The 24,239-nt window shown below is 53.7% G+C and carries 16 protein-coding genes and 2 tRNA genes; 3 read left to right on the top strand and 15 right to left on the bottom strand.

All coding sequences use genetic code 11. From position 1 onward, the window contains the following. Positions 1–104 precede the first annotated feature (104 nt). The gene (locus PREDE_RS06100; protein WP_005845099.1) at positions 105–2,456 is read left to right on the top strand and encodes a glycoside hydrolase family 95 protein; all 2,352 of its coding nucleotides are present in this window, start codon (positions 105–107) and stop codon (positions 2,454–2,456) included. Between the two features lie 354 nt (positions 2,457–2,810). On the opposite strand, the gene PREDE_RS06105 is transcribed toward PREDE_RS06100, so the two are convergent. Continuing rightward, positions 2,811–3,962: an IS110 family RNA-guided transposase gene (locus PREDE_RS06105; protein WP_005848072.1), complete on the bottom strand. Its 1,152-nt coding sequence runs from the start codon at positions 3,960–3,962 to the stop codon at positions 2,811–2,813. Positions 3,963–4,171: 209 nt separating this feature from the next. On the opposite strand from PREDE_RS06105, the gene PREDE_RS06110 reads away from it, so the two are divergent. Continuing rightward, positions 4,172–5,071 carry a PfkB family carbohydrate kinase gene (locus PREDE_RS06110; RefSeq protein ID WP_005845100.1) on the top strand — a complete coding sequence of 300 codons (900 nt, stop codon included), beginning with the start codon at positions 4,172–4,174 and terminating at the stop codon, positions 5,069–5,071. Here the strand turns inward: PREDE_RS06110 and PREDE_RS06115 are convergent. The 8 genes from PREDE_RS06115 to PREDE_RS06150 all read right to left on the bottom strand — a co-directional run bounded on the left by PREDE_RS06115 (position 5,013) and on the right by PREDE_RS06150 (position 12,356). After that, a complete protein-coding gene (locus tag PREDE_RS06115) occupies positions 5,013–5,774 on the bottom strand; it encodes an ABC transporter ATP-binding protein (RefSeq protein ID WP_005845102.1) in 762 nt (253 codons plus the stop codon). The two genes, PREDE_RS06110 and PREDE_RS06115, sit on opposite strands and share 59 nt — an antisense overlap. Positions 5,775–5,800: 26 nt before the next feature. Then, entirely contained in the window at positions 5,801–6,385 is a 585-nt protein-coding gene (locus tag PREDE_RS06120; RefSeq protein WP_005845103.1) for a hypothetical protein, read from the bottom strand. Between the two features lie 66 nt (positions 6,386–6,451). Then, a complete protein-coding gene (locus PREDE_RS06125; protein WP_005845104.1) occupies positions 6,452–7,720 on the bottom strand; it encodes a DUF2264 domain-containing protein in 1,269 nt (422 codons plus the stop codon). 31 nt (positions 7,721–7,751) lie between these two features. Continuing rightward, complete coding sequence (locus tag PREDE_RS06130) at positions 7,752–9,299, bottom strand: YifB family Mg chelatase-like AAA ATPase (protein WP_005845105.1); 1,548 nt, start codon at positions 9,297–9,299, stop codon at positions 7,752–7,754. A gap of 32 nt (positions 9,300–9,331) precedes the next feature. Continuing rightward, entirely contained in the window at positions 9,332–10,336 is a 1,005-nt protein-coding gene (locus tag PREDE_RS06135; RefSeq protein ID WP_005845106.1) for a DUF4369 domain-containing protein, read from the bottom strand. A gap of 142 nt (positions 10,337–10,478) precedes the next feature. Next, complete coding sequence (locus tag PREDE_RS06140) at positions 10,479–12,155, bottom strand: tetratricopeptide repeat protein (protein WP_005845107.1); 1,677 nt, start codon at positions 12,153–12,155, stop codon at positions 10,479–10,481. Positions 12,156–12,176: 21 nt separating this feature from the next. Then, a tRNA-Leu gene (locus tag PREDE_RS06145) sits at positions 12,177–12,262 on the bottom strand. Positions 12,263–12,283: 21 nt separating this feature from the next. After that, positions 12,284–12,356, bottom strand: a tRNA-Gly gene (locus PREDE_RS06150). A 134-nt stretch (positions 12,357–12,490) separates the two neighbouring features. On the opposite strand from PREDE_RS06150, the gene PREDE_RS06155 reads away from it, so the two are divergent. Next, complete coding sequence (locus PREDE_RS06155) at positions 12,491–14,518, top strand: AAA domain-containing protein (protein ID WP_005845108.1); 2,028 nt, start codon at positions 12,491–12,493, stop codon at positions 14,516–14,518. 76 nt (positions 14,519–14,594) lie between these two features. Here the strand turns inward: PREDE_RS06155 and PREDE_RS06160 are convergent, their stop codons facing one another. From PREDE_RS06160 to PREDE_RS06185, 6 genes are all read right to left on the bottom strand, one after another. After that, on the bottom strand, positions 14,595–16,388 hold the full coding sequence (locus tag PREDE_RS06160; protein WP_005845109.1) for a DUF4955 domain-containing protein: 1,794 nt from the start codon (positions 16,386–16,388) through the stop codon (positions 14,595–14,597). Between the two features lie 41 nt (positions 16,389–16,429). Continuing rightward, positions 16,430–17,293: a hypothetical protein gene (locus PREDE_RS06165; RefSeq protein WP_005845110.1), complete on the bottom strand. Its 864-nt coding sequence runs from the start codon at positions 17,291–17,293 to the stop codon at positions 16,430–16,432. A 50-nt stretch (positions 17,294–17,343) separates the two neighbouring features. Beyond that, positions 17,344–18,894 (bottom strand): sulfatase family protein, encoded by a 1,551-nt coding sequence (locus tag PREDE_RS06170; RefSeq protein WP_005845111.1) that lies wholly within the window; start codon positions 18,892–18,894, stop codon positions 17,344–17,346. 17 nt (positions 18,895–18,911) lie between these two features. Beyond that, entirely contained in the window at positions 18,912–20,102 is a 1,191-nt protein-coding gene (locus tag PREDE_RS06175) for a glycoside hydrolase family 88 protein (RefSeq protein WP_005845112.1), read from the bottom strand. Between the two features lie 62 nt (positions 20,103–20,164). Beyond that, a complete protein-coding gene (locus tag PREDE_RS06180) occupies positions 20,165–23,197 on the bottom strand; it encodes a chondroitinase family polysaccharide lyase (protein WP_005845113.1) in 3,033 nt (1,010 codons plus the stop codon). An 18-nt stretch (positions 23,198–23,215) separates the two neighbouring features. Further along, entirely contained in the window at positions 23,216–24,235 is a 1,020-nt protein-coding gene (locus PREDE_RS06185) for a DUF5017 domain-containing protein (RefSeq protein WP_235777485.1), read from the bottom strand. Positions 24,236–24,239: the final 4 nt, after the last annotated feature.

Below are 24,239 nucleotides of genomic sequence, written 5' to 3' on the forward strand. Positions count from 1 at the left end.
GGAGAAATTCTATTGATGAATACAAAGATTTACGGAGAAATTCTGCAGAAGAACGAATTATTATTTGTATTTTTGCCCAAAGCAAACTATCAATCAAGGATTCTATGAACAAATATCTTCTCTTTGCTTTCGTTTTGCTGCCATGGACAGGCATGTCCTTGGAGGCTAAGACGTGCCGCAACATGCTTAAAACCCAGTCTATCCAGCCAAGTATCCACACCTCACATTTTCCATATACAAAGGCCGACAATAGTAAAAGGAAGCCCCGGCAGCAACCTCAACAAGTCCCAAACAACGATCAAAAAAAGGAAAAACGCTGGGCTCCCATTGTCCGACAGGCCGTGGTGAGCCGCCACAACCCGCATGTCACTCACATCGATTCGCTGGAGTCGCTCACTGTGGGCAACGGTGGGTTTGCATTCACCGTGGATGCCACCGGCCTACAGACTTTCCCCGAAACCTACCGCAAGGGCGTATGCCTGGGCACGTTCAGCGATTGGGGCTGGCACGCTTTTCCTAATCCCAATGCTTACCAAGAGCGTGACGCGTGGCTGGAGAAAGACTTCGGGCGGGGCCATCAGGAAGTTTATGCCGCACAATTCAAGCAACCGGGACGCCAAAGGGATGCTGCCAACTATTTACGCGAGAATCCGCATCGGCTGCATTTGGGAAATATCGGACTTGACCTTGCCTCTCCTGCAAAACTTCACCGTATTGACGAGACCCTCGATCTTTGGACGGGCAAGGTGCGCAGCCGATTTGTCTACGACACCCAACATTATGAAGTTGAGACGCTGTGCGCCCCGCATCAGGACCTCATAGCCACCCATGTACAGTCTGACGGCGAGTTTTCCATTCTCTTTCGCTTCGCCTATCCCACCGGCGGACACAGCGATGACGCATGCGACTGGACTCAAGACCAACGCCACCAAACCACTTTTCGGCAAAACGGCCATTCATGCCTTATCACCCGACAAGTAGATGACACACGCTATGCCTTGCGAGTGACATGGAAAGGTGACGCAACCCTGTCGCAGACCGCCCCACACACGCTCAAAATCAACTGCAAACAAGGCGACCTTCAGTTACAGTGCGAGTTTGTGCAGACAGAAGAACAGCTCTCCACCCCATGGCAGTCTTTTGCCCAATGGGGCGAGGCATCCGCCACCCACTGGGCCAAATACTGGAGCCAAGGAGGCTTCATCGACCTGGGACACGTGCAGGATACGCGCGCCAAAGAACTGGAGCGACGCATCATTCTCAGCCAATATCTCATGGGAGCCCAGGAGTGCGGACAATATCCACCTCAGGAAACCGGCCTTACCTACAACAGCTGGTTCGGCAAGTTCCATCTGGAGATGACCTGGTGGCACTTGGCTCATTGGCCGCTTTGGGGCAGACCAGAACTTCTCGACCGTCCGCTGACCTGGTATTTGGAAGCTGAAAACAAAGCTGAAGCCATTGCCCGCCGACAAGGATTCAAGGGAATCAGATGGATGAAAATGACCGACCCCAGTGCAGCCGAAGCCCCCTCCAACGTAGGCAGCTATCTGATTTGGCAGCAGCCGCATTTGATTTATCTGGCAGAGTTGTTGTACAGGAGTCGCCATCCACTCCATTTCACTTCCAAGGAAACCGGCATTGACCGCCGTCAACAGGCAAGCCGGCCCAGTCCTGCCAAGCCTTTCGATGCCACCTTTCCTAAAAAAGAAGACGCCTTGCTGAAAAAATACGGCCGTCTGGTAGAAGAAACGGCCGAGTTTATGTCCGACTTTGCCGAACTCGACACCCTCAGACACCGCTACATCCTGCGCGGCTGCATACCTGCTCAGGAGACGCTGAACGCCGACCCTACCGTAAACCCTCCCTTTGAACTGAATTACTGGCTGACCACACTCCAAATGGCACAGCTGTGGCGGGAGCGTGAAGGAAAAGGACGCCGGCAGGGCTGGGACAGCATCATCGCCCGTCTGTCTCCCTTGGCATTCAATGCCGACAGCCTCTATCTGGCCGCCGAGACTGCCACCCAGACCTATACCAACACCCGCTTTACCAGCGACCATCCCGCCCTGCTCGGGGCATTGGGAATACTGCCCAAGAGCAGGCTGGTAAACCCACGCATCATGCACAAAACGCTCGACTGGATATGGAACCACTGGAACTGGGCGACCTCCTGGGGATGGGACTTTCCCATGACGGCCATGACCTGTGCCCGACTGGGCGAACCGTCGCGTGCCGTCGACGCATTGCTCATGCCCCAGCAGAAGAACACCTACCTTGTCAACGGCCATAACTACCAAGATCAGCGTCTGCGGGTCTACATGCCCGGCAACGGCGGACTGCTCACGGCCGTAGCCATGATGGCTGCCGGATGGGACGGCTGCACGCTGGGGCCCAACCCGGGATTCCCCAAAGACTGGGACGTGCGGTGGGAAGGCCTGCAGCCCATGCCCTGAAACCGGAAGCATTGGGCATTGAACCTTGCACTTTGAGCTTTGAACTTTATGACATGGCGCAACATAAAGTTCAAAGCTCAAAGTGCAAGGTTCAAAGATTTTTATTATCTTTCCTCTATAAAACCGAAAATAAAAGCCCTTCCAGGTAACTCAAACACCCGGAGTTCGCCACCTCGTTCCATATTGGTTGCGTACAGGCCCGTCTCCAGGCCTGCATAAACGATAATGATACTTTCCTCTTCGAGCTCCGGGCTCACACTGGGTTCCATCGCCGGCCATGTCGTGGGTTAATTTGCAAAGCGAGGTCGCGTGCCATCACAAAGATAATAGCCTTTCCATGACCGGTATATCGTGTCATCCGTTTTCGTCGGAAGTCCCGATTCTGTTGTCGAAGTCCTTGTATTGGACGTTCCGGCTGAGTATGTGCCATGCGCAGACAAGCATCTTGCGCGCAATGGCGACCTGTACTTTCATCCTGTTCTTTCTGCGGACTTGTGTCTGATGATAGGAGAAGCGGTTGAAGAAACAGCCTTGGGTGCGGCTCGCGCCCCAGGCGCATTGGATGAGGGTGCGGCGCAGGTAGCGGTTGCCATGGGTGATGCAGCGTGACTTTATGGTCTTGTTCGACTGGTCGTTGCGTGGTCTCAGGCCACTCCATGAAGTAAGATGGTTTGCCGTCTGGAAATGGCCCATGTCCGTTCCGATTTCTGCAATCAGTGAGGTGGCGGCCCTCATCTTTATTCCCGGTATGGTCTGTAGGTTCTGCAATGCGGCGGAGTATTCCCTTTCACAGACGGCCTGCATCTTGTCCATGCATTCCTGCTTATGTTGCCCGGCCATGTCTATCTCGGCCTTGAGCTGGCGCAGGATGTCCATGTCGCATTCCGTGACGCATCCCGTGAGCGAGGAGATGATGGTGTCCTTCCCGTGGCGATTGATGATACGGCCGTGAATCTCCTCCACAAGCACCTTGGGGTCGGTCACGCCCTCGCAGATCCTGTCTATGACGGACTTGTAGCTCTTGCTGTCCGTGTTGGACACGTAGTTGCCCAGCCGGATGTTGCACCGCTGGACGACGGCGTCGAGCTTGGCGAGCTTTCGGACAATCTCATCGTCAAGGTCGTAGATGCGCCTGTCATACTGGCGCAGCTGCTGGATGCGCTCGGGCGGGACGAAGCTGCCACGGACAAGTTCCTTCATCATGCACTCCGCTATCCACCGGGCATCCTTGACATCGCTCTTGTGGCCGGGAAGCTGCCTGATGAAGTAGGGGTTGATGAGCTTCAGCTTGAAGTGCGGCTCAAGCACACGCCATACAGGAATCCAATAGACACTCGTGCTTTCCATGCCGGCCTCCTCTACGTGATGTGTGAGCATCAGATCACGCATTTCCTGTAACTGGCAGGTCAGAACACCGAAAACTTTCTCAATAATTTCGCCTGTGCTGCTCAAAATACAAAGATAAATGCTATCTTTGTGCACGTCAAGGCCGCATACGATTCTCATAAGCCTACATTTTGAGGATTATTAATACCTCTCAAAGATAATACAAATTGTGCCACGAGCATGTGTTTAGGACAAGGAAATCTATGCTGGCCTTGACACTTCTACCGGTACAAGGGAAGCCGTCAGGGAATTTATTTTTGGTTTTTTATTACCACTGGCTTATAAATCACGATTTTTATGTAAATTTGCAATCTAAACATTATCTGCCGATGAAAGATCTCTGTTGCATCGGGCATATCACCCGCGATAAAATCATCACCCCCGAGAGTACAGTCCACATGGCCGGTGGCACCTCCTTTTACATGTCCTACGGCATCTGCCAACTGCCCCCGAAAGTATCCTACCAGCTGGTTACCAAAGTGGGAAGAGGACAGCTGGCCGAAGTGGAAAAGCTGCAACAGAGCGGAGTAGACGTCGTGTGCTACTCTAGCCGCCACACCGTGTACTTTGAGAACAAGTACGGCGAGAACACCAACAACCGCACGCAGCGGGTGCTGGCCAAGGCCGATCCTTTCACCATCGAAGAGATGCGTCCGCTCGAAGCCAAGGTGTTCCATCTGGGCAGTCTGCTCAACGACGACTTCTCCCCGGAGGTCGTGAAATACTTGTCCACACAAGGCTTTGTCTCGATAGACGTGCAGGGCTACCTGCGCAAGGTCGTCGGAGAGCAGGTGCATGCCACCGACTGGGCCGACAAGAAAGACATCCTTTCCTGCACCGACATCCTAAAACTCAACGAGCACGAGATGGAGGTCATCACCAATTCCAAGAACCCCCGCACCGTAGCTCTGCAACTGGCAGAGTATGGCGTGCGCGAAATTGTCATCACATTAGGCAGCTACGGCTCGCTCATCTATGCCGACGGCCGGTTCCATGAGATACCGGCCTACCGGCCCGCCAAGGTCGTCGACGCCACAGGCTGCGGCGACACCTACTCCACCGGCTATCTTTATTGCCGTTCCCAAGGCATGAACGTCGAGGAGTCCGGCCGGTTTGCCGCTGCCATGTGCACGCTCAAACTGGAACACAGCGGCCCCTTCGACCGTACGCTCAAAGACATTCACCAAGTGATGCGGAAGAGCCAGCACCACCCTGCGACTGCGTTCTGACCATGTATTGCCGAAGTTCCTCCTTTCCAATCTCACGCAGACCACTGCCGTCGAGCAGCAATTGCCGGTCGGCAAAGCGCAGGGCCAAGTCTATGTCGTGTGTGGAAAGCAGGATGGTCTTTCCCGTCTCCCCCGCCAACCGCCGCAACAACCTCATCATTTCCACCTTGCTGGGATAGTCAAGAAAGGCCGTAGGCTCGTCCAACAGAACAACAGGAGTCTGCTGGGCCAGAGCCTTGGCTATCATCACCTTTTGCCGTTCGCCGTCACTCAGCGCGCCAAACTGCCGTAAAGCAAAGGCGTTTAGCCCGGTAAGGCGCAGCGATTCCGCCACAATCCGGCGGTCTTCTCGGCGTAATCTTCCAAAGAATCCGGTGTAAGGCATCCGCCCCATGCCCACCATATCGCCCACGGTGACGTGTTGCACGTCGGGCTGTTCGGTCAGCACCACGGCCACATTTCGGGCCATTTCCTGCTTCGACAGCTCGTTCATGACCACCCGGCCGCTGTCGTCCGACGACAGTTCCACCTCTCCAGACAAGGCCGGCTGCAGTCCAGCCAGCGTGCGCAGCAGGGTCGACTTGCCAACGCCGTTCACTCCCAGCAGACACGTCAGCTGTCCGCCGGGCACGCTGCCATCGAGCCCACTGCCCACACTCCGGCCTTTATATCCTATTGAAAGGTGGCGAATCACCAAATCCATGAGGTGTCCCGTCGTGGAAATCCGCTTTACGGTTGCGCCCTTTGCAGCCGAATCGTCTTGCGTTCGGCATAACAATAGGCATCGATCATCCCATTGGTGTATCGGTCTTCATAGCCTTTCGAGGCCAGCCTGTAGCCCGCAGCCTGAAGTTGGTTCAGCAAATTCTGGTAGGCCGCAAGGTTGAACACTCCGACGATGACTGTTTCATGCGCCGTAGCCACATAGCTTGACGTGCCTTTTTTCAGTGCCCGCGGTGTGTCGGCATAGGTTCCATGGCCCAGCGACTTGCCAAGAATACAGTTTTTATAGAGCATCTTCTCATAAGTGCCCAGCCGGGAAACCTCATAATTTTCAACCGTTTTGTAACCATATTTCCTGGCCACCTCGTCGAGTTTTCCAGGATTTATCACAGCTTCTGCAGCCTCAAGGATGGTTATAAAACCGGGATTGGAGGCTACCTCCGGCAAGGATTTTTCGGGCGACAACACCGTGGTTTCCTGCCGTGCAGCCATCTCCGAGGCTGCCTTTTTCGTGCCGCAGCCCACAAGGCACATGGCCGCAAGGCTCGCCATCGCCAGGCCAGCGGCTGCCGAATACAGATGTTTTCTCATAGTTCTTAGTGTTAAATGGGTGAATGAATATTAGGAAAAAAGCAAATAAGCGGTAGGCACGTAAGCCTACCACTTGTCTTTGGTCTGAATGTTGTCGCCCCATCGGTGGTCCTTGGGGAAAGGCTGCCCGCCCCAGGCTTTCACCTGCGTCCAAGGTTGCGGGGCATCGGTCCAGAAAGCTGCGTCGGCCGGCAGTCCCAACGGCATGAAGCAGAGCGAGCACATATAGAGCGAACCATTGTTGGTGTACCAGTCGGCCGTGCCCGGTTGGGCCCCGCAGAACCCGATGGTCAGGAATCCTGCCGCATTGTAATTGTTCTGATGGTCGAACATGCGGTGCATCGTCTGCGTGAGTGCAGCCCTCACCTGTCCGTTGCTCAGGTCTTTGGGCAATTGCTGGTACCAGGCCATCAACGCCAATGGCTGCATGGCGGCCAGCCGGTAAGGCGTGGAACGGCCAAAGACGGGGAATGTGCCCTCGGGCGAGATAAAGCGTTCCAGTATGATGGCGAACTTCTGTGCCCGCCTCAATTCTCGGTCGCGGTATTTCTGATAGTCCAGACGCGTGCTGGCACGGGCGTCCACCATGTTCTGCAGCGTCTCCAGATACATCGGGTGGAACACGTAGCTACTGTAGTAATCGAAGGCAAACTCCGAGCCGTCGCTGTACCAACCGTCGCCCACATACCACTCCTCCACCTTGCGGCAGGCCGTGTTCACCCGGAACTCATCGTAGGGTGCCTTGATCTTGGCCAGAAAACTCTCAATGGTCGAGCTGAAGAGGAACCAATTGGTATAAGGCGGATCCACGCGGCGCAGCTGTGTGAACTCCTCCACATAGCGTCGCTTGGTCACCGTGTCGAGCGGTTCCCAAAGGGCCTCGAAGCCACGGATAAAGCTCTCTGCCACGTAGGCGGCATCCACAAGTGTCTGGCCGTGTCCCCTCCAGGCCAGATAATCGGGGCTCTGCGGGTCCACGGCATTCTTGTAGCTGGCCAGCGCCCATGTGCGCAGTTGCCGCCGCTGCTTGCCCTCGGGCGTGTCGTCGTCGGGCAGCGAGAGCCAAGGTGCAATGCCAGCCATGAGCCGCCCGAAGCACTCCATGTAGGCCACTTTCTTCGATCGGCCGTCCCAGTTGGGGCTCACCTCGAGCAGCATGTTCTTCTGCAGTTCGCCTTTGGCCATGTTTTCCAGCACGGGCTGCGCCATCTTGTAGGCCTGCTGGCACCAATACTGGCGGTCACTGACCGCGGTCTTCGTCTTGGTTTTGGCACAAAGCCCCTGCGGGAGCACGCAAGCTAACAAGACGGCGAATAGTTTGATGGTTTGTTTCATTGTATCGTTCGTGATTGGTTGATGTTCCTGATTATAATCCCCGCTCGGCCCAGTCGCCGCGGTCGAGGTTTCGATAGCCGATGGCTTCGGCCAAATGGCCGTTGCCCACGTGCTCTGCTCCGGCCAGGTCGGCAATGGTGCGGGCCACCTTGAGAATGCGACTGTAGGCCCGCGCCGAGAGCGACAACCGCTCCATGGCCACGCGCAGCAACTCCAGCCCCTGGTCGTCGGGCTCCGCATAGCGGTGAATCATACGTTCGGTCATCTGCGCATTGCAGTGCACGTCCTTGTATTCCTTGAATCGTTCGGTCTGCATGGCCCGGGCGGCAATCACCCGCTCACGGATACATGCACTCGGCTCACCCGGGGCCGCCTTACTGATGTCCTTGAACGGCAGGGCGGCTATCTCGCACTGAATGTCGATACGGTCCATAAGCGGCCCTGAAATCTTGTTCAAGTATTTCTGTATTTGTCCCGGCGTGCACACGCAGTGGTGGGTCGGGTCTCCATAGTAGCCGCAGGGACAGGGATTCATGCTGGCCACAAACATAAAACTGCACGGAAAGGTCACCGAATATTTGGCCCGGCTAATGGTAATGACACGGTCTTCGAGCGGCTGGCGCAACACTTCCAGGGTATGCTTGCTGAACTCGGGAAGCTCGTCGCAGAAGAGCACGCCATTATGGGCCTGACTGATTTCGCCGGGCATAGGATTCATGCCTCCCCCTACAAGGGCCACCTCGGATATAGTGTGATGCGGCGACCTGAAAGGCCGTTGCGAGATAAGTGCCGACTGGCGGGCCAGCAGTCCGGCCACCGAATGTATCTGCGTGGTCTCCAGGCTCTCGGACAGTGTCAGCGGCGGTAGTATGGAGGGCAGCCGCTTCGCCATCATGCTCTTACCGCTGCCCGGAGGACCAATCATAATGAGATTGTGGCCTCCGGCAGCCGCCACCTCGAGTGCCCGTTTCACATTCTCCTGGCCACGCACGTCGGCAAAGTCGAGGTCGAAATTGTATTGCTGCTCGTAAAACTCGCGCCGCGTGTCCACTTCGGTGGGTTCGCAAGGCGTCCGGCCCGTCAGGAACCCGATGACGGCAGCCATTGTGTCCATGCCATACACCTCCAGTTGGTTCACGATGGCGGCCTCGCGCACGTTCTCGCGAGGCACGATAAGTCCTTTGTAGTGTTCGGCCCTGGCCTTGATGGCAATGGGCAGCACCCCCTTGGCCGGCTGCAGCTTACCGTCGAGTCCCAGCTCGCCCACCATCATATAACGGTCGAGCCCGTCGGTCGGCACCTGTCCGTCGGCCGCAAGGATGGCGATGGCCAATGGCAGGTCGAAGCTGCTTCCCTCCTTGCGCAGGTCGGCCGGAGCCATGTTGACAGTGATGTCGGCCTTGGGAAAGTGGAATCCGTTGTGCAGCATGGCGGCCGAAATGCGGTCACGACCCTCGCGCACGGCCTCATCGCCCAGCCCCGTAAGATGATACATCACGCCCCGGGTAAGGCTCACCTCAATGGTAACAGGTGTTACGTCGAGGCCATTCACTGCGGCGCTATAGGTTTTGACAAGCATAGGGACAAGACTTTCCGTGGAAAAGAGTGGCGTTACAAATTCTGTTTGATTTTTTGTTGCAGTTCTTGTGGGGAAAGACTGCGTGCAATGATGCGGCCATTGCGCAGCAGCAGGTTGTCCGGCACGGCCTTCAGCCCCAGGTGCTGCACCGTCTTGCCGTCGAACATCATGCCATCACAGATGTTGGGCCAGGATATGCTGTCGTTCTTCAGCGTAGGGCGGCAGTCCTGTTTACCCGCATCCAGTGAAATCGAAACCACCTTAAGCCTCCCTTGGGAGCTCCGTTGTAGCTGGTGAATCTGGCGTAGCATATCTGTGCTCTCATAACTCCACGAGGCCCATGTGCAGACCACGACCAGCCCTGTAGAAAGGCTGGACGATGAGACAAGCCGTCCGTTCATGTCGTAAGCGGTAAAGGCCGGCAGTGCGGCTCCTACACCTGTGGAACCCAGTGCCTTGAGCAACTGCTTCATGCGCACCAACTGGCCATTGGCGGGCTGCCTGGGCTCCATCATCCGGATGAGGGTAACGGCCTGACGATAATCGGGCTCGACTGCGGTCACGAAGTATCGCCTCATCAGATACACACTCACCGCCGACTCCGGATAGTCCTCGCAGAACTGTCGGGCATACCGTTTGGTCTCTGGCGGAGAGGCATTGGCTGTCTGCTGGCGGAACTTTGTCATCAGTTCGTTGTCGTCGGTGCCCTTTACCTTTAGTTCTTTCAGGTGTGAGGCGTCACCGTCTATGTCGACCGACTTGCCCGGCTCGGCAAAAATGGGTTGTTCAGAAAAGTTGGGGAACACCAGCATAAGCGTACTGGCATGCTCACAGGGCATTTCATAGGCAAAGCGGCCGCCCTCCACCTTGATGGTGTCAATGCCGTCCACCGAACCATCGCCACCATAGACATAGAGTTCGCCCTGATTCATGTGGAGGAAACGGCCTTCTATCTTGAAATGCTTGCTGTCCACACCACAAGAAACCAGCAAAAGTGCAAGAGAGCAGAAAAGAAGAGATTTATACATGACGCTCATGCCGCTGAAAGCACATAAGATGTAAGTATAGAACGGAAAGAGGCCGCCCAAGCGACCTTCTTTCCTTTATGATATAATAACTGTGAAAGGCGCATACACGCCCGGTATCAAATCACAGGGCCGAATCATGGTATAGAGTTGCTTACTTCAAGTTGGCAAATTCCAAATCCTTGGCAGCATAAGCAGCCAAAGCAGCATCGGCCGACGTAGCTTTCTGCAGATACTCGCGTGCAGAAGCTACATTGCCCTGACGATTCTGTACAATGGCCATCAGATAGTCGGTCATGGCATCGGGATTTTTCACAGCCTTCAGCGTAGCGGCCGCCGAGGCATAGTCCTTGTTGAGTAGCTGGGCCAGTGCGGCACTGTTCGACTTGGAGTCGTCAAAATTGCGCACGGCTGTGTCGTAGTTGCCCTTGGCAATATTCAGATTGCCCAGAGCCTCGCCAAATCCGTTGGCATCAATGGCATTGGCCAGGCAGCTCTCGGCCTCCTGCAGGTTGCCGTGGCGCAGGGCAATGAGTCCCAGATTGGCATTGGCCTCGGGAGCCTTGGCATTCTTGCCCATAGCCTGGTTGATATACGACTTGGCAGCGGCCTCATCGCCACGGTTGAATGCCAACGCAGCCAAGTTGTTGTAAGCACGATAGTCGTTGCCGTAAAGCTCGGTTGCTTTCTTGTAGATGGCTTCCTTCTTGCTGGCATCTTGCTCCAGACTGGCGGCATAAAGCAGCTCGTCGGCGCTCAGCCGAGTGGGATCACTAGCGTACTGCTCCTTGATCTGGTCGTCGGAACGGCCCACGGTCTCATAATTGATGATGAGACGGCTACGACGCAACTCGGGCAAAATACCGTCGGCCAGTTCGCGGAAGCCCTCGCTCATGTTACGAATCTGACGCTCGCGCTCCTCGGGATCCTTATACATTTCCAGCACACGCAAGATAACGTTCTTGTCCTGAATGTTGCTGGCCTGCACGAGGCGCTTGAATCCATCCCAATCCTGGGCAGTATAGTGGGCATCAACGTTAGCGTCGCCCAACTGGGCTGCCTTGAGTTGCTGCTTCACATAGTTCTCACTGGTGTTTTGACGCTTGCCGGCCAGCTTGTCGTTGAAGCTGAAACCACCCTCTGGCGAGGCATAGGCCGACACCTCTACATTACGCAGGTTGAGACCCTCGCGGTCGGCATTGATCTGCTTGAGCATGTTGATGAATTCTTTCACCGAACTGTTCTTCAGCTCGCTCTTGCGCAGGTTGGCCTGGTTCACAAGGAACTTGATGTTGGCTTCGGTCTTTTGGGCCTTCACACGCTGGAAAGAGTCGGGAGCAATGCAGCCGCCGGCATTCATCATGGTCTGGCGGTAAAGCTCGGCTGTGGCAAGAACACCCGTGGCCACCTTGACTGCTGGCACGTTCACTTTCTTCTTGCCCAGACGAGCATCAAACGTGAGATACATTTCGCTCTGCTGCATCTCGGGCACGTAGTCGAATGTCGTCTTCATGGTGTAGCGGCCACCCACTTTGTACGAGATGGTCTGGTCATTGCCCATGACGCGCTCGCCCTGGAACGTGGTACCCTGTCCCTTGGCCACCTGTCCGTTGCCGTAACGCAGTTCGGGAACCACAGTAACCACAGCCTTGGTCTTCATATACTTGGCAGGGAATGTGCCATTGACTGTGGCCGGCACTTGGCCATGCTGTGTCTCCAGCGGGTTAGGATCTACCGTAAACTGGTCGGTCGACAAGGGGCCCAGTTTGGAACAGGCTGAGAATGTCAGCACAGAGAAAACAGAGAGAGAAAGAATTAGTTGATTGCGCATAATGACTAAAAATTTAGGAAGTGCCGCGAGCGGGACTCGAACCCGCACAGCCATTACTGGCCAAGGGATTTTAAGTCCCTCGTGTCTACCAATTCCACCATTGCGGCATCGGATTGTATCTAACCCTGAGCGGCAAACGAGACTCGAACTCGCGACCCCGACCTTGGCAAGGTCGGGGTCTACCAACTGAGCTATTGCCGCACAACGTATGCAAAGATATGGTTAAATCTTTGAAAGGCCAAGGGATTTACACAATTTAAGAAAATAAAAACGGGAAACTTTTGGGCCTGCATCCTTGCACAATTCTACGATTATTTCTACATTTGCGCGCAGTTATGACACAGGAGTCTCCCATACAAGCCCTACAGCGACAACGCCTGTTGCTGCAACTGGAATACCAGACCGAGAAAGAAGCATTTCGCCAGCAGACCGAAGCCCGCGGCATAGGCCGACAGGTGAAACGTGGAGACGCGTGGTGTCCGATTCGGACGGGCAACACTTTTTACAACTCGCTCAACCAGCTCTCCCTCGAAATCTTCCGAACAGCCGACCAGGACATTGAGCACAATTTCGAGTTCGGCAAACAAATCATGCTTTTTGCCCTCTCCGCTAAAACCTCCTCCTCGGACAGTGCAAAACAAGATACGGACAAGCCATCAGCCCCTGCGTCCGCCGGCAAGGAGGCTTCGGTGAGACTGCTGTGTGGCGGCACCGTCTCCTATGTAGACGGAGACCGCATGGTGATAATCCTGCCTGAGGGGCGCGTCAGCGACGTAACCTCGGCCACGATGCCCCTTGGCGTGCAACTGTCGTTCGACGAGACCAGCTATCGTGCCATGTTCTCCGCCCTTGACCGGGTCATCAAAGCCAAGGGCAATCGTATGGCCTACCTGCGTGATCTGTTCTATTCCCACATACCGGCCCAGCGATTCACATTTGCACCCATGAGTTTCCCTTGGCTTAATGTCACCCAGGAAAGGGCCGTCAACGAAGTGTTGCGGGCCAAGGATGTGGAGGTGGTGCACGGGCCGCCGGGAACCGGCAAGACCACCACATTGGTTGAAGCCATCAATGAAACACTCATGCGCGAGAGTCAGGTACTGGTGTGCGCACAGAGCAACATGGCCGTAGACTGGATTTCGGAAAAACTTGTTGACCGAGGCATCAACGTGCTGCGCATCGGCAATCCCACCCGCGTGAACGACAAAATGCTGGGATTCACCTACGAGCGCCGCTTTGAGGCACATCCTGACTACCCACAGCTGTGGGCCATCCGAAAAGCCATACGCGAACTACGCAAGAAACGTAAGGGACGCGACGAGAGCTACCACCAGAAGATGGAACGGTTGAAATCGAGGGCCACCGAACTGGAAATACGCATCAATGCCGAGCTCTTCGGCGAGGCACGCGTCATAGCTTCCACCCTCGTAGGGGCCGACAGCCGTCTGCTTGAGGGGCAGAAATTCTCCACGCTCTTCATCGACGAGGCCGCCCAAGCCCTTGAGGCAGCCTGCTGGATTCCCATCCGTCGGGTCTCACGCGTTGTATTGGCAGGTGACCACTGTCAGCTTCCGCCCACCGTGAAGAGTATCGCCGCCATGAAAGCAGGGCTGGGCAAAACGCTCATGGAGCGCATTGTTGAGCAGAAGCCCGAGTGTGTCACTTTGTTGCAGGTACAGTATCGCATGAGGGAAGAAATCATGCACTTCTCTTCAGAATGGTTCTACGGCGGTCGGGTGGAGACTGCTCCGCAAGCGAAACACCGTGGAATACTCGACCTGGAGAATCCGTTCACCTGGATAGACACGGCCCCTCCACAACTCTCCCCGGCAGGGGAGGTGGAACAAGTCCCCCATAAGAACATTGGCGACTCTCTCCTACCGGAAGGGTTGGGGAAGGCTTCTGACTTTAGTGAGCAGTTCGTGGGCGAGAGTTATGGCCGAGTGAACCGTGGCGAGGCTTTCCTCACGCTGGACGCCTTGCAGGATTATTTCGTCAAGATTGGCCGCCAACGCATCCTCGACGAGAAGATTGACGTGGGTGTCATCTCGCCCTACCGCGCCCAAGTGCAATATCTGAGGCAGCTCATCAAGCGACGCGAGTTCTTCAAGCCCTACCGTCATCTCATTTCTGTGAATACCGTCGACGGGTTCCAAGGGCAGGAACGCGACATCATCCTTGTCTCTATGGTGCGTGCCAACGACCAGGGACAAATAGGCTTTCTGTGCGACCTGCGCCGTATGAATGTAGCCATCACCCGAGCACGCATGAAGCTCATCATCCTCGGCAATGCGCCCACACTCACCCGACACCCTTTCTACAAAAGACTCTACACATACGCAAAAGGGCTGGAGAATGCTTGACCACCGCCATCGGCAAAAAAGCGACGGCTACAATCAGGCTACTCTCCAGCCAGGAATATATAAACAGGCAGTTTGTTTATCTCATCACTTTCTTGCCACAGACGATGTAGATACCGTGTGGCAAAGTATCCAGGTCAGTACCCACGCACTGTCCCTCAAGATTGTAAATCCTGCCATCTGCAGGTTGTGGAGTCCTAACGGTTCCTCTCCCCAAGCCTGTGGTCAGGTCCACACAATCCAATTCGTCAAGCCAATCGGGGATCTTGTGCAGCCGCTCCTGTATTTGGGCACGATACAACGAGGGGTGTGCAGCCTCGGCCAGTCCGTAGCCTTCATTCCTTTTTATCTCGTCACTATTGAAATGCAAGTCTGCGACGTTGCCATGGAAGCCCACCATCACAGGCGGCATGAAACACATCCATCCCGATTTTCCAGGATCCGTCCACCAGATAAACCGACCTGCTTTCTTGGTCTGCAGCGAGGTTCCCTTGCAGTCAAAGTTCCAAATGACCAAATCATCGAGATGATTGGGCAACTGCGACTGGTCGCCACCCATCCTATACATCATGAAACCTCCGTAACAGGCATCAATAAGCGTGGCACGCGGCTGCGTGGCATGTGATTCAAAACAAGCGTCTCTGCCCCACTTCACCTTGTAGACCACACAACCCAAGCTCTGTTTCGATACACCACAGGCATGAAATTGCCCCATATCCTCGAGTATCTGTGACCGATCGTCGGTAAGCGGCCCCCGGGTGTGGTCGTAGACATTGCCTATGAAGCCTCGGGTGGTCTTCTGTAGACGTATGGCAGAATGACCGCGATTGCCTATAATCTCTATCTCGGTAGCCGAAACACTGGCACAGCCATCGAAAGTACAAGCCTCGCTCACACTCTCAAAAGAGACACGGCGCATCCAAGAGTTCACCATGCGCACATACTGGATGGGCTTGTAGGCACCATCGTCCTGCCATGTGCGGTGATGCTTAAAGTCGGGTACACAGTTTCCCACGAAAGTCAAGTCTTCCACACCTACCTCCTCAAAATGCTTGAACCAGTCGAGCGTCCAATTGTACTTGCTTTCCACCCGATGGAGCAACGGCTCGTAGAAAGTAACTGTATTGCCGCTGACCGACTTGATTTGATGGGCGTCGTAGACCTGCACGCCTACCTTGACAAGATTGGTCATTGCCTTGTCGGCCGGCCGGCCCAACTCTTCTGCAATGAAATTTCGGTCGGCATTGACGACCTTCAGGCAGACCCAATCTCCCGCCTTGTACATCGAAGCATTCTCCACCTCTACACTCATGCCGCCCTTATCTGCATCAGCCATCACTTTGGTGGAATACTTCGGAGCGGCCTCTCCGTTGTTGCGCAACTGTATCATTGCGGGCGAACTGTAAAGCGTATTGGGATTGTTGGGCAGGTTGGGGTCCTGCATGATAAGCCTCGTCTTGCCTACCCCATCGCCTTTCAATACGATATGTCCGGCCAAGATATTAATGCAAAACGACTTCCCGTTTATATTGTCATCCTTAGTATGCAGCACATAATCACCCTCGGGGAAGTAAATTATAACCTTGGCCTTCTCCCTATTCTTATATTTGGCGGCTATATTCATGAGTGCCTGACGGGCCGTCAGTCCATTGGCTGCCATATAGTCTTTCACGTTAATGATGGTGTACCCCAATGAATAGACATCGGCAGGTGCCTCTTCCCCATGATGATAACCCGCATACGAAAAGTCGGGCAACACATTGTTGGGTGATTTGCCCACATAATCCTCCCACACTCCGGCCTGTATCGAGATTGGACTAAGGAGGAATATAGCGGCAGCCATGGAGGCAGCCACCTTCTTATACCTGTTCATACTAAGAAACTCTTACTGTTTAGCTTGTCAGTTGGGAACCTTCACTTGGCTACTTTCTTTCCATTCACCACATATATGCCATGCGGCAAGGCATCAAGATGGGCACCCATACACTTGCCCTCGAGAGTATAGACATTCCGGTCAGTAGTCTCTGCATGAGCCTTAACCGTAGAGACAGCCGTATGAACTGCCCCAATCTGTTCCTTGGTCAGCACCTGGCCTTGCTCGTCTTTCACGGTGATGTCATAGACATAGATTCCTCCATCGGTAGAACGCAGCACCACATTTCCATCGGCTTTCACCTTGGTCCGACGCAGGAACTTCATGTTGAAGTTCTGTTCTTGGGGCTTGAACTGGGAAGTCACGTTCATGGCTTCAAGCGTGTGGGGCTCTTTATCAGAATTTCCTGCCATAGTCACTTCGAGGGTATAGCCTTTCTTCAGCGCAGGAATCACAATAATAATATTCTTGGCATTCAGCAGGAGTCTCGTATTTTTGTCATGCTGTATTTTCAGATTCTTATAAATGGCTTTGGTTGGGGCTGGCGTCGTCTCGTTGCCATTTATCCAAATGCCAAAATGCAGTCCTTTGGTATATTCTGCCTCCTGTCTGGGTTTGACTGCCGGATTGCTGTAGAGTGGTTTGGTTGCAGTCTCCTTATAAATATCTGCATAAGACACGGCTACATTGTTCTTGCTGTTCTGACCGATGGCTGTTTTACAGAACCACACGCCGTCTTTCTCTTCCCAATCCTTGCCAGAGTCCTTGATATTGGCCTCTATAGCCTCTCTGTCCACGGTGCTAATCTTTGTAAAGTCCCATGTCTTTGTGTCCTGTGCGTTGGTGCCGGTTGCCATGGCAAGTGCTACGCACAGTGAAGTTACAAATTTAATAAAGTGTTTCATCGCTATCAATGTTTTATTGTTGTTGAATAATGGACTTGCTGATTGTCCTCCTACTGTTCTCTTTCCAAGTCAATTCCCTTAAGTTGCATGTGGCTCCACGGGTCGTCTATATCGCGCAGCATAGACATCATCTTTTCGACAAGCAGTCGATAAGTCTTCCGATACATACGGGGATTGAGATTTTGCATCTGGTAAGGATCAGTCTGGTCATCGAAAAAAAGTGTGCGCTTGAGCCTGCCACGCCGGTCGATATAGAGTGCCAAGGTATAACGGGCAGTCTTGATGCCACGGGCGGCTGGGAAATAATCTTTCACTATTCCTTGTGCATCCTTTTCACCATCAAGATTTTGGAAGTAGAGTGCGGCATCAGGACGAGGCACCTTGGCAGAGGGATCGAGGAAGAGCGCAGCGTAGTCACGTCCCTGCCACAAGCTGGGGATACAATGCTTCAGTCCTGCCATACTGAGCAATGTAGGCATAATATCGGGCGTAGACATGAGAACACTGTCTATACCCACAGGTACATGCCCCGGCCAGCGCACGATGAACGGGATATTCATCGATTCCGTATAGGGCGAGTTCTTGGGATCGTCGGTATTCTGGCTACACATGGTCTCACCATGGTCTGAGGCAAACACGACAATGGTGTTCCGCTCAATTCCCTGTTCCTTGACAGCTTGGAGTATCTGTCCAAAAGCGCGGTCAACCCCCGTAACAGAAGCAAAATAGTAACGCACGGACGGGGCCTTGGCCAGTGCGCGGTTGGTATTGGGCCTGACGAGCAGACTATCCAAAGGCTTGTCGGCATAAAGGGCATAATCTTCGGGCATACAGTCTTCGCTGCTGCGATAAGGGCTATGGGGCGGATTCATGCCCACCATGAGAAAGAAAGGCTTGTGCGGGTCTCTCACCCCATGCTCATTGCGTATGTAAGCAGCTGCCACCTTGGCCTCATGCATCGGCGACCACTCGTGTGGTTCGTGCTTGCGGCCCTCGGTATCCCAATAATGGGGGTTCTTGTGTTCGTCGAAAGTACCGTAACTGTACCAGAAATTAAAATGATGGCGTCGTTGCACCGGCGTGAAAGCATCCCAGACCAACACTCCGTCTTCTACATAATGGCCGGGGCGGTCAGGGTCGTTCCGCTGCGGTACGTCAGCATGCAATTTCCCTATGTATCCACAATCGTAGCCAGCCGCAGCAAACACATCGCTCACTGTGGTGATTCCCTCGCGGATATAACTGAAAGGACGACTAGAATTACAGTTCTCTGGCACACCACTCTTGTTGGGATACATGCCCGTAAGCAAACTGCCACGGTGAGGACTACTCAACGGGAAATTACTCATGACCGACCTCATGACCCTCGACTCACGGGCAAAACGGTTGATATTTGGAGTTACAGTCGGATCCCCTCTGAAGTTCACCTGCTCACGATAACCAGGTTCGTTCCAGAAACCAAGGGCGGCATTACGAAACTGGTCGGGAAACACGTAAATCACATTGGGACGGTCGGCCACAACGTCTGATGCGTCCTGTGCCCCCACCGTCTGCGGGCAGACAGCCAAAGGACTGATAAGAAGTGCATATAGTTTATCCATGTGTTCCAGCGTTGCTTTTACTTGGTGCTACGAAGCCGATAGAGAGCTTCGAGAAAATAATAGTCGGCGTAATTCAAGGGCACGTCAATCTCGTTATTGTGAGGAATACTACCCACAGAGTGCATGAGCAGAAAGCAACCATTCTCTCCAAGCTTGGCACGATAGGCAGAGGTAGAAAGAAAGCACAGCATCTTGATAGCCAGCTGGCGGTAACCACGCCCTGGCAGATAGCTGTCGAGTTCCACGAGTGCCGATGCTACACAGGCAGCAGAAGAGACATCGCGCGGCTCATAGGGAATTTTTGGAGCATCATAGTCCCAGTAGGGTACCAAGTCACGCGGCATATTCTTATTTGTGAGGATAAAGTGCAACGTATTCTCAGCCCTCTCGAGATAACGACGGTCATGTGTATAGCGATAACACACGGTGTAACCGTAAATGGTCCAAGCCTGTCCACGCGCCCAGGCACTCTCATCGTCATACCCCTGGGCTGTCTGCCGACGGAGCACTTTGCCCGTGACGGGTTCATAGTCTACCACATGATAGCAGCTTCCATTGGGACGAAAGTGATGGGCCAATGTGGCATTGGCATGGCTCACCGCTATCTTATGGAACGTGGAATCTCCAGAGAGGCGTGTGGCCTCAAAGAGTAACTCCAAGTTGAGCATGTTGTCAATAATGACGGGACATGTCCAGCCACGCTGTGACTGCCATCCCCGATCCGTATTCCACGATTGGATGATCCCAGCACCGGGATGGAAGCGAGTGGCCAGAGACCTGGCTGTCTGCACAATGACGGGAACATATTCTTTATGGGCACAGAGGCGATAACCGTTGAGATAACTGCTTCCAATCATGAAGCCTACATCATGATGCCACTTGAGATACTGTACGGAGTCGAGCATCTCGGTATATCTCATTGCACGCTCTCCCCAGTCTTTCTTACCTGTAAGTTGCTGAAGATACCAGAGGCTTCCGGGATAGAAGCCCGAGCACCAGTCGTCTATGGGAATATATGTGACCTTACCGTTATCAAAGGTTTTGGGTAGCTGTAGCTTTCCCGTCCGCGCGATTTGCCGCTCCATCAGCGAATACTGCTTATCAGCAAAAGTAATATCTTGTCGAACAAACGAGGGAAGCTGACGCTGTGCAATGCAGACAACGGCAAGCGCAAATGCCACCGCAAAGGTAAATAGTTTCCGTTTCATGAATTTATCATATTGGTTTCAAGTGGTTGTATGGAATGGTCGGAACCATTAAGGAACAAGCATCAGTCTTTCCGAGCTTGCAGGGCCACATCATAGCTCTTGCCCTCGGAGCAGAGGAAGCGCAGCACGGTGGTCTTTTTGTCTCGACTCACCTCTGTACACACACCTGGTGTGTTCACCGCCCAGCTACCCAGAAGGGTTATACTCACGGGAATGTCGAGACTGGGATCGTCCCGCCACTTACGTCCATAAACCGAGAGTTCCTTGCGGCGACCCTGACGGTCATAAGCATCATCGCTCTTGCCACGATAGAGAGCTAGGTCGGGCTGAGCCACAGTGAGCAGGGCTTGGGTGCGGCTGAACTGTTTCACCATGACCAAACATGAGGTATCAGCCTTGGCAAGAATGCTGCCGGGAAGGAGTGTCCGCGGAGTCTCGAAGAGGACATAGGAAACTGTATTCTGTCCTTTGAACCTGACTACATGGGCCATGCTGTCGCATTGGAGCACCTCGTAGGTAGGCTGCGCAGCAAAGGCCTGCATGTCTTCTTTGGTGGTCTGCGGCATCACAGCATATTCGTAGCCGGCATCATGGGGGGCCATGCCATGGTTATAAGTAAGAGACACCCAGTCGGCCTGTGTGGGCTGTCCTGTACCTTGATCGACCGAATGCTGAGGATAAGCCTTATCAAAAACAGGATTGCCAGGCGTGTAATAACCAGTTCCGGCAGGATCCATCCACACATGTCCTTCCCGAGGAGCGGCATCCCAGAAGTTGTGGGCCTCACTTCCATCTACAGTAAGCTGGAATACGGTAGTCTCCGTGGGATGTGTCTTCACCGTATCGCAGATATTGGAACCGAGACAGACTATGAGTCCGTCAACAGCATGCCACGACTTACGGGCATGCAAAGAGCCATTGTACTTGTCGTGCTCGTGCAGTTTCATGGCAAAGTTTCCATTCTGTCCGACCTGTGAGAGGCCGCCGGCAAACGACTCGTCGGAGAGCAACATCTCTTCGACACCAGCCGAAATATCAATATTACGAATCTTGGCTTTCAAATCTTCATAAGGCAGATGGATTGTGGTAGTGCCAGGAATGCGGTTCCAGTCGAAGCCCGGTTCCTGCCATCCGCTGGTGAGCGGCGTAACCGTCTGCCCCAGAGGTGCCGTGAGAATCTGCAGACAACCGTGCGCCATGTATCGGCCATAGAGATTTTCACCTACATAATGCTCGGCGGCCCAGAGATAGCGCGAATGCCCACGCACCACAGCCGCCCAATTCTGCCGGCGTTGCACACCCACACACGCATAGCCCAAGGCCATATTCCCTTCGGGGTCGATCTCTGCCTTGATGCCCGTTCCTTGAAGTCGAGAGAAAAACTTCCTTTCAAGGGCCGACTTGGGTTCCGGCATGAGCCGTATGAAAGCTGCCCCCATTTCAGGATCGATGGTGCTCTTCTTGTCGGGAGTTCCGGAAAACGCCATCAAGGCATAGTGCACCGGGGTGAGATGGCCCATGCCGTCTGGGTGACGACCCGACATAGAGAGGGGGAAGTGATTGCGATTACAATAAAAGCGCATGGCGAGCAAGGCTTTCTTCACCGTCTCGTGAGCCAGCTGGCCCACAGCAAAAGAGGTACCGCTGAGCATATAGATCATCTGCGTGACACCATTAAGCCCCCCCACCGCATAAGCTGGATAGTTGTTGCAGTGATGATAGGCACTGCCGTCACTTTTGAAGGAATCCATGAGACCTTGGGCAGGACGCGCACCCCAGTCAAGCCATCGGGCCATAGAGCGCAGATACTGCACTTTCTCTGGCGAATCTTCCATGAGCAGGATGCTGGCCATACAGCCCGAAGCAGCTGTGTTGAAAGTGTCCATGTCCATGCCATTAATGACCGGACGTATATACACCTCATTGGTCTGAGCGTACCAAATCATGGTACGCTCTGCCTCGGCAAGCTTGCCCGCCTTGCGCAGCACATCTTTCATGAGGAAATAAGCGGGATACATCTCACGAAGACTATAGCCGTAATGATGGATATTTCCCCAACAGCTGCCATAGGCCACGCCTTGATCAGTGATATGGTCGTACATCTTTAGAAACATATCGGCCATATCTTCGCGGTCGTCATCATTGTCTGCCTTGTTGTAGGCAATGGCAATTTTCTTCATCAAGGTAAAATAAGCGCCCATCTCAAAGCCTGTACGCGTGAGGAGCTCCTTATCCCAAGGCGTTACCATACGCTCATAGGCCTCTGCATGCCTTACGAACCAAATGCCCTTTCCCGTGACATTGCCTCCCTTCTCCTTGATGTCGTACTTGGCAAAGTCGCTATGGAGTTCCTGCTTCACCTTATTATAAAGTTTGCCCGGAGCAAAGATGAGGTCACGATAACGTCCTTCGATGGCTTTCATCTCCTGACGCTCCTGGGCGGTTAGCGGAGTGAGAGCGATGTCAGGTTTCAGCATGGAATTGTTGTAGACCTGCAACCAGTGGTTCGTATTCTTGTTGTTGACAAAAGGCACTTGGCAATCGGGCGTCTGCTGACGCGCGTCCACCTTGACGGCCGTGATGAGATGGTCAAAGAAGATACGGCCCTTGATCGACGGAGCCTGGATGCGCATTTCGTTCATGCCCTCGACGGGGTGTCCTTGCATGTCGCGCTCATAGCATACCCACACACCACGCCAACCCTTAAAGTTGACATACATTGGAAAAGAGCAACATGTTCTACCGTCCTTGAGAAATCGGAAGACGATACTGTCGGCCTGAGGTTTCTCGTTGTAGACCCACACGATGAAAGCTGAGAGGTAGTTGTCACGGCCCGTTGCATCCTTAGCCTCAAAGCGAAGTTTTTTTTTGAGACTCAGCACACCCTGCCCCTGATAGTCCCAACAGAGACTGTGCGAACCATTCTTGAAGTGGGCATCAGAAACAGACAGCCTGCCCGTTGCATCGTGCAGGAAAGACATCTCCTGCTTGGCAGCACGCTCAAAAGAAAACATGCGATCGTCATCGACAATTTGAGCATACGCCATTGAGCCACAGAAGAGCAGACAGACAAGAAACAAGAGTTTATCTTTCATTTTGCAGATGTTTTTCGTTTACTTCACCCTGACATAAACCTCCTTGATTACCTGCTCCACACGCTTGTAGTTGCCATTGACTGCGAGGAATGTAGCCTTATAAAGCCCTGCTTTGGAATAAGTATGGGTATAGGTAGAAAGCGCAGAGGTTGTATTCTTGATATTGTAGCCCGCATCAGGCGAACAGGCATTCACCGTGATGGGATTGGTGACAAGCCATGCGTACTTCAGTGCCGCCTTGGACTGACTGCTATGGATATAGAAGTTGCCTTTGCCGGCATCCTTGATATTCCATACTCCACTGACGTTGTTGGTCACCGTTCCATAGGCGCGATTGCCGGAGAGTCCTTTCTGGTCTGCCAAGAGATGCTTGTGAAGCATGTTGAGGGCAGTGAGACCAAAATCGCTGGCATACAATGTCGTCGTGGTTCCATCTTTCATCTTGTTCTCGATTTTCATGCCCGAGAAGTTGACGCGAGGTTGAGCAGCACTGTTGTCTGTCCCCCGATACCTGATAGAGAAAGTAATCTGTCTGCCGAGATACGGCATCATGTCCACGGTGTAGGCTTGCGCCTTGCCTGGAGCTTGGGGCAATTGATCCTGCTCTACCAAAGGAGTCCACTTATGCGTCTCCACCTTGACAGAATCTGCCTCGAAGTCTTTTTTCGACAGGCCGTCGAACGAGTCGGACACGAACATGGCTATCAGATTCTTGCCAGTCTGTGCGTTGCCATACTGTTCACCGACAGAAAAGATGAGTGAAGACGAGAGAATGTCCTCCGGTGCAACCTGGGTGCGCTCTCTGAAATCGTACTTGTGTCCGGGCTCTCCGCTGTAGAAAGTGATAAAGTCCGGATTGCCGGTCATGTTGAAAGTGACAGGTACCCCCGTCCGAACAACAAGGGTGTCCTTGTCCATAGAGATGCCATCGGCAACCTGGGGCACAACGTTCAGGGCTACACTCTCCTGCAATTCGCCCTCACATGCTGTAAGACCGGCAAGGAACAGGGCGGCAGCCAGTATATTGATTGTTTTCATTTTG

Origin of the sequence: Prevotella dentalis DSM 3688 (assembly GCF_000242335.1) — a bacterium.
In the GTDB taxonomy this organism is placed as follows: Bacteria; Bacteroidota; Bacteroidia; order Bacteroidales; family Bacteroidaceae; genus Prevotella; species Prevotella seregens.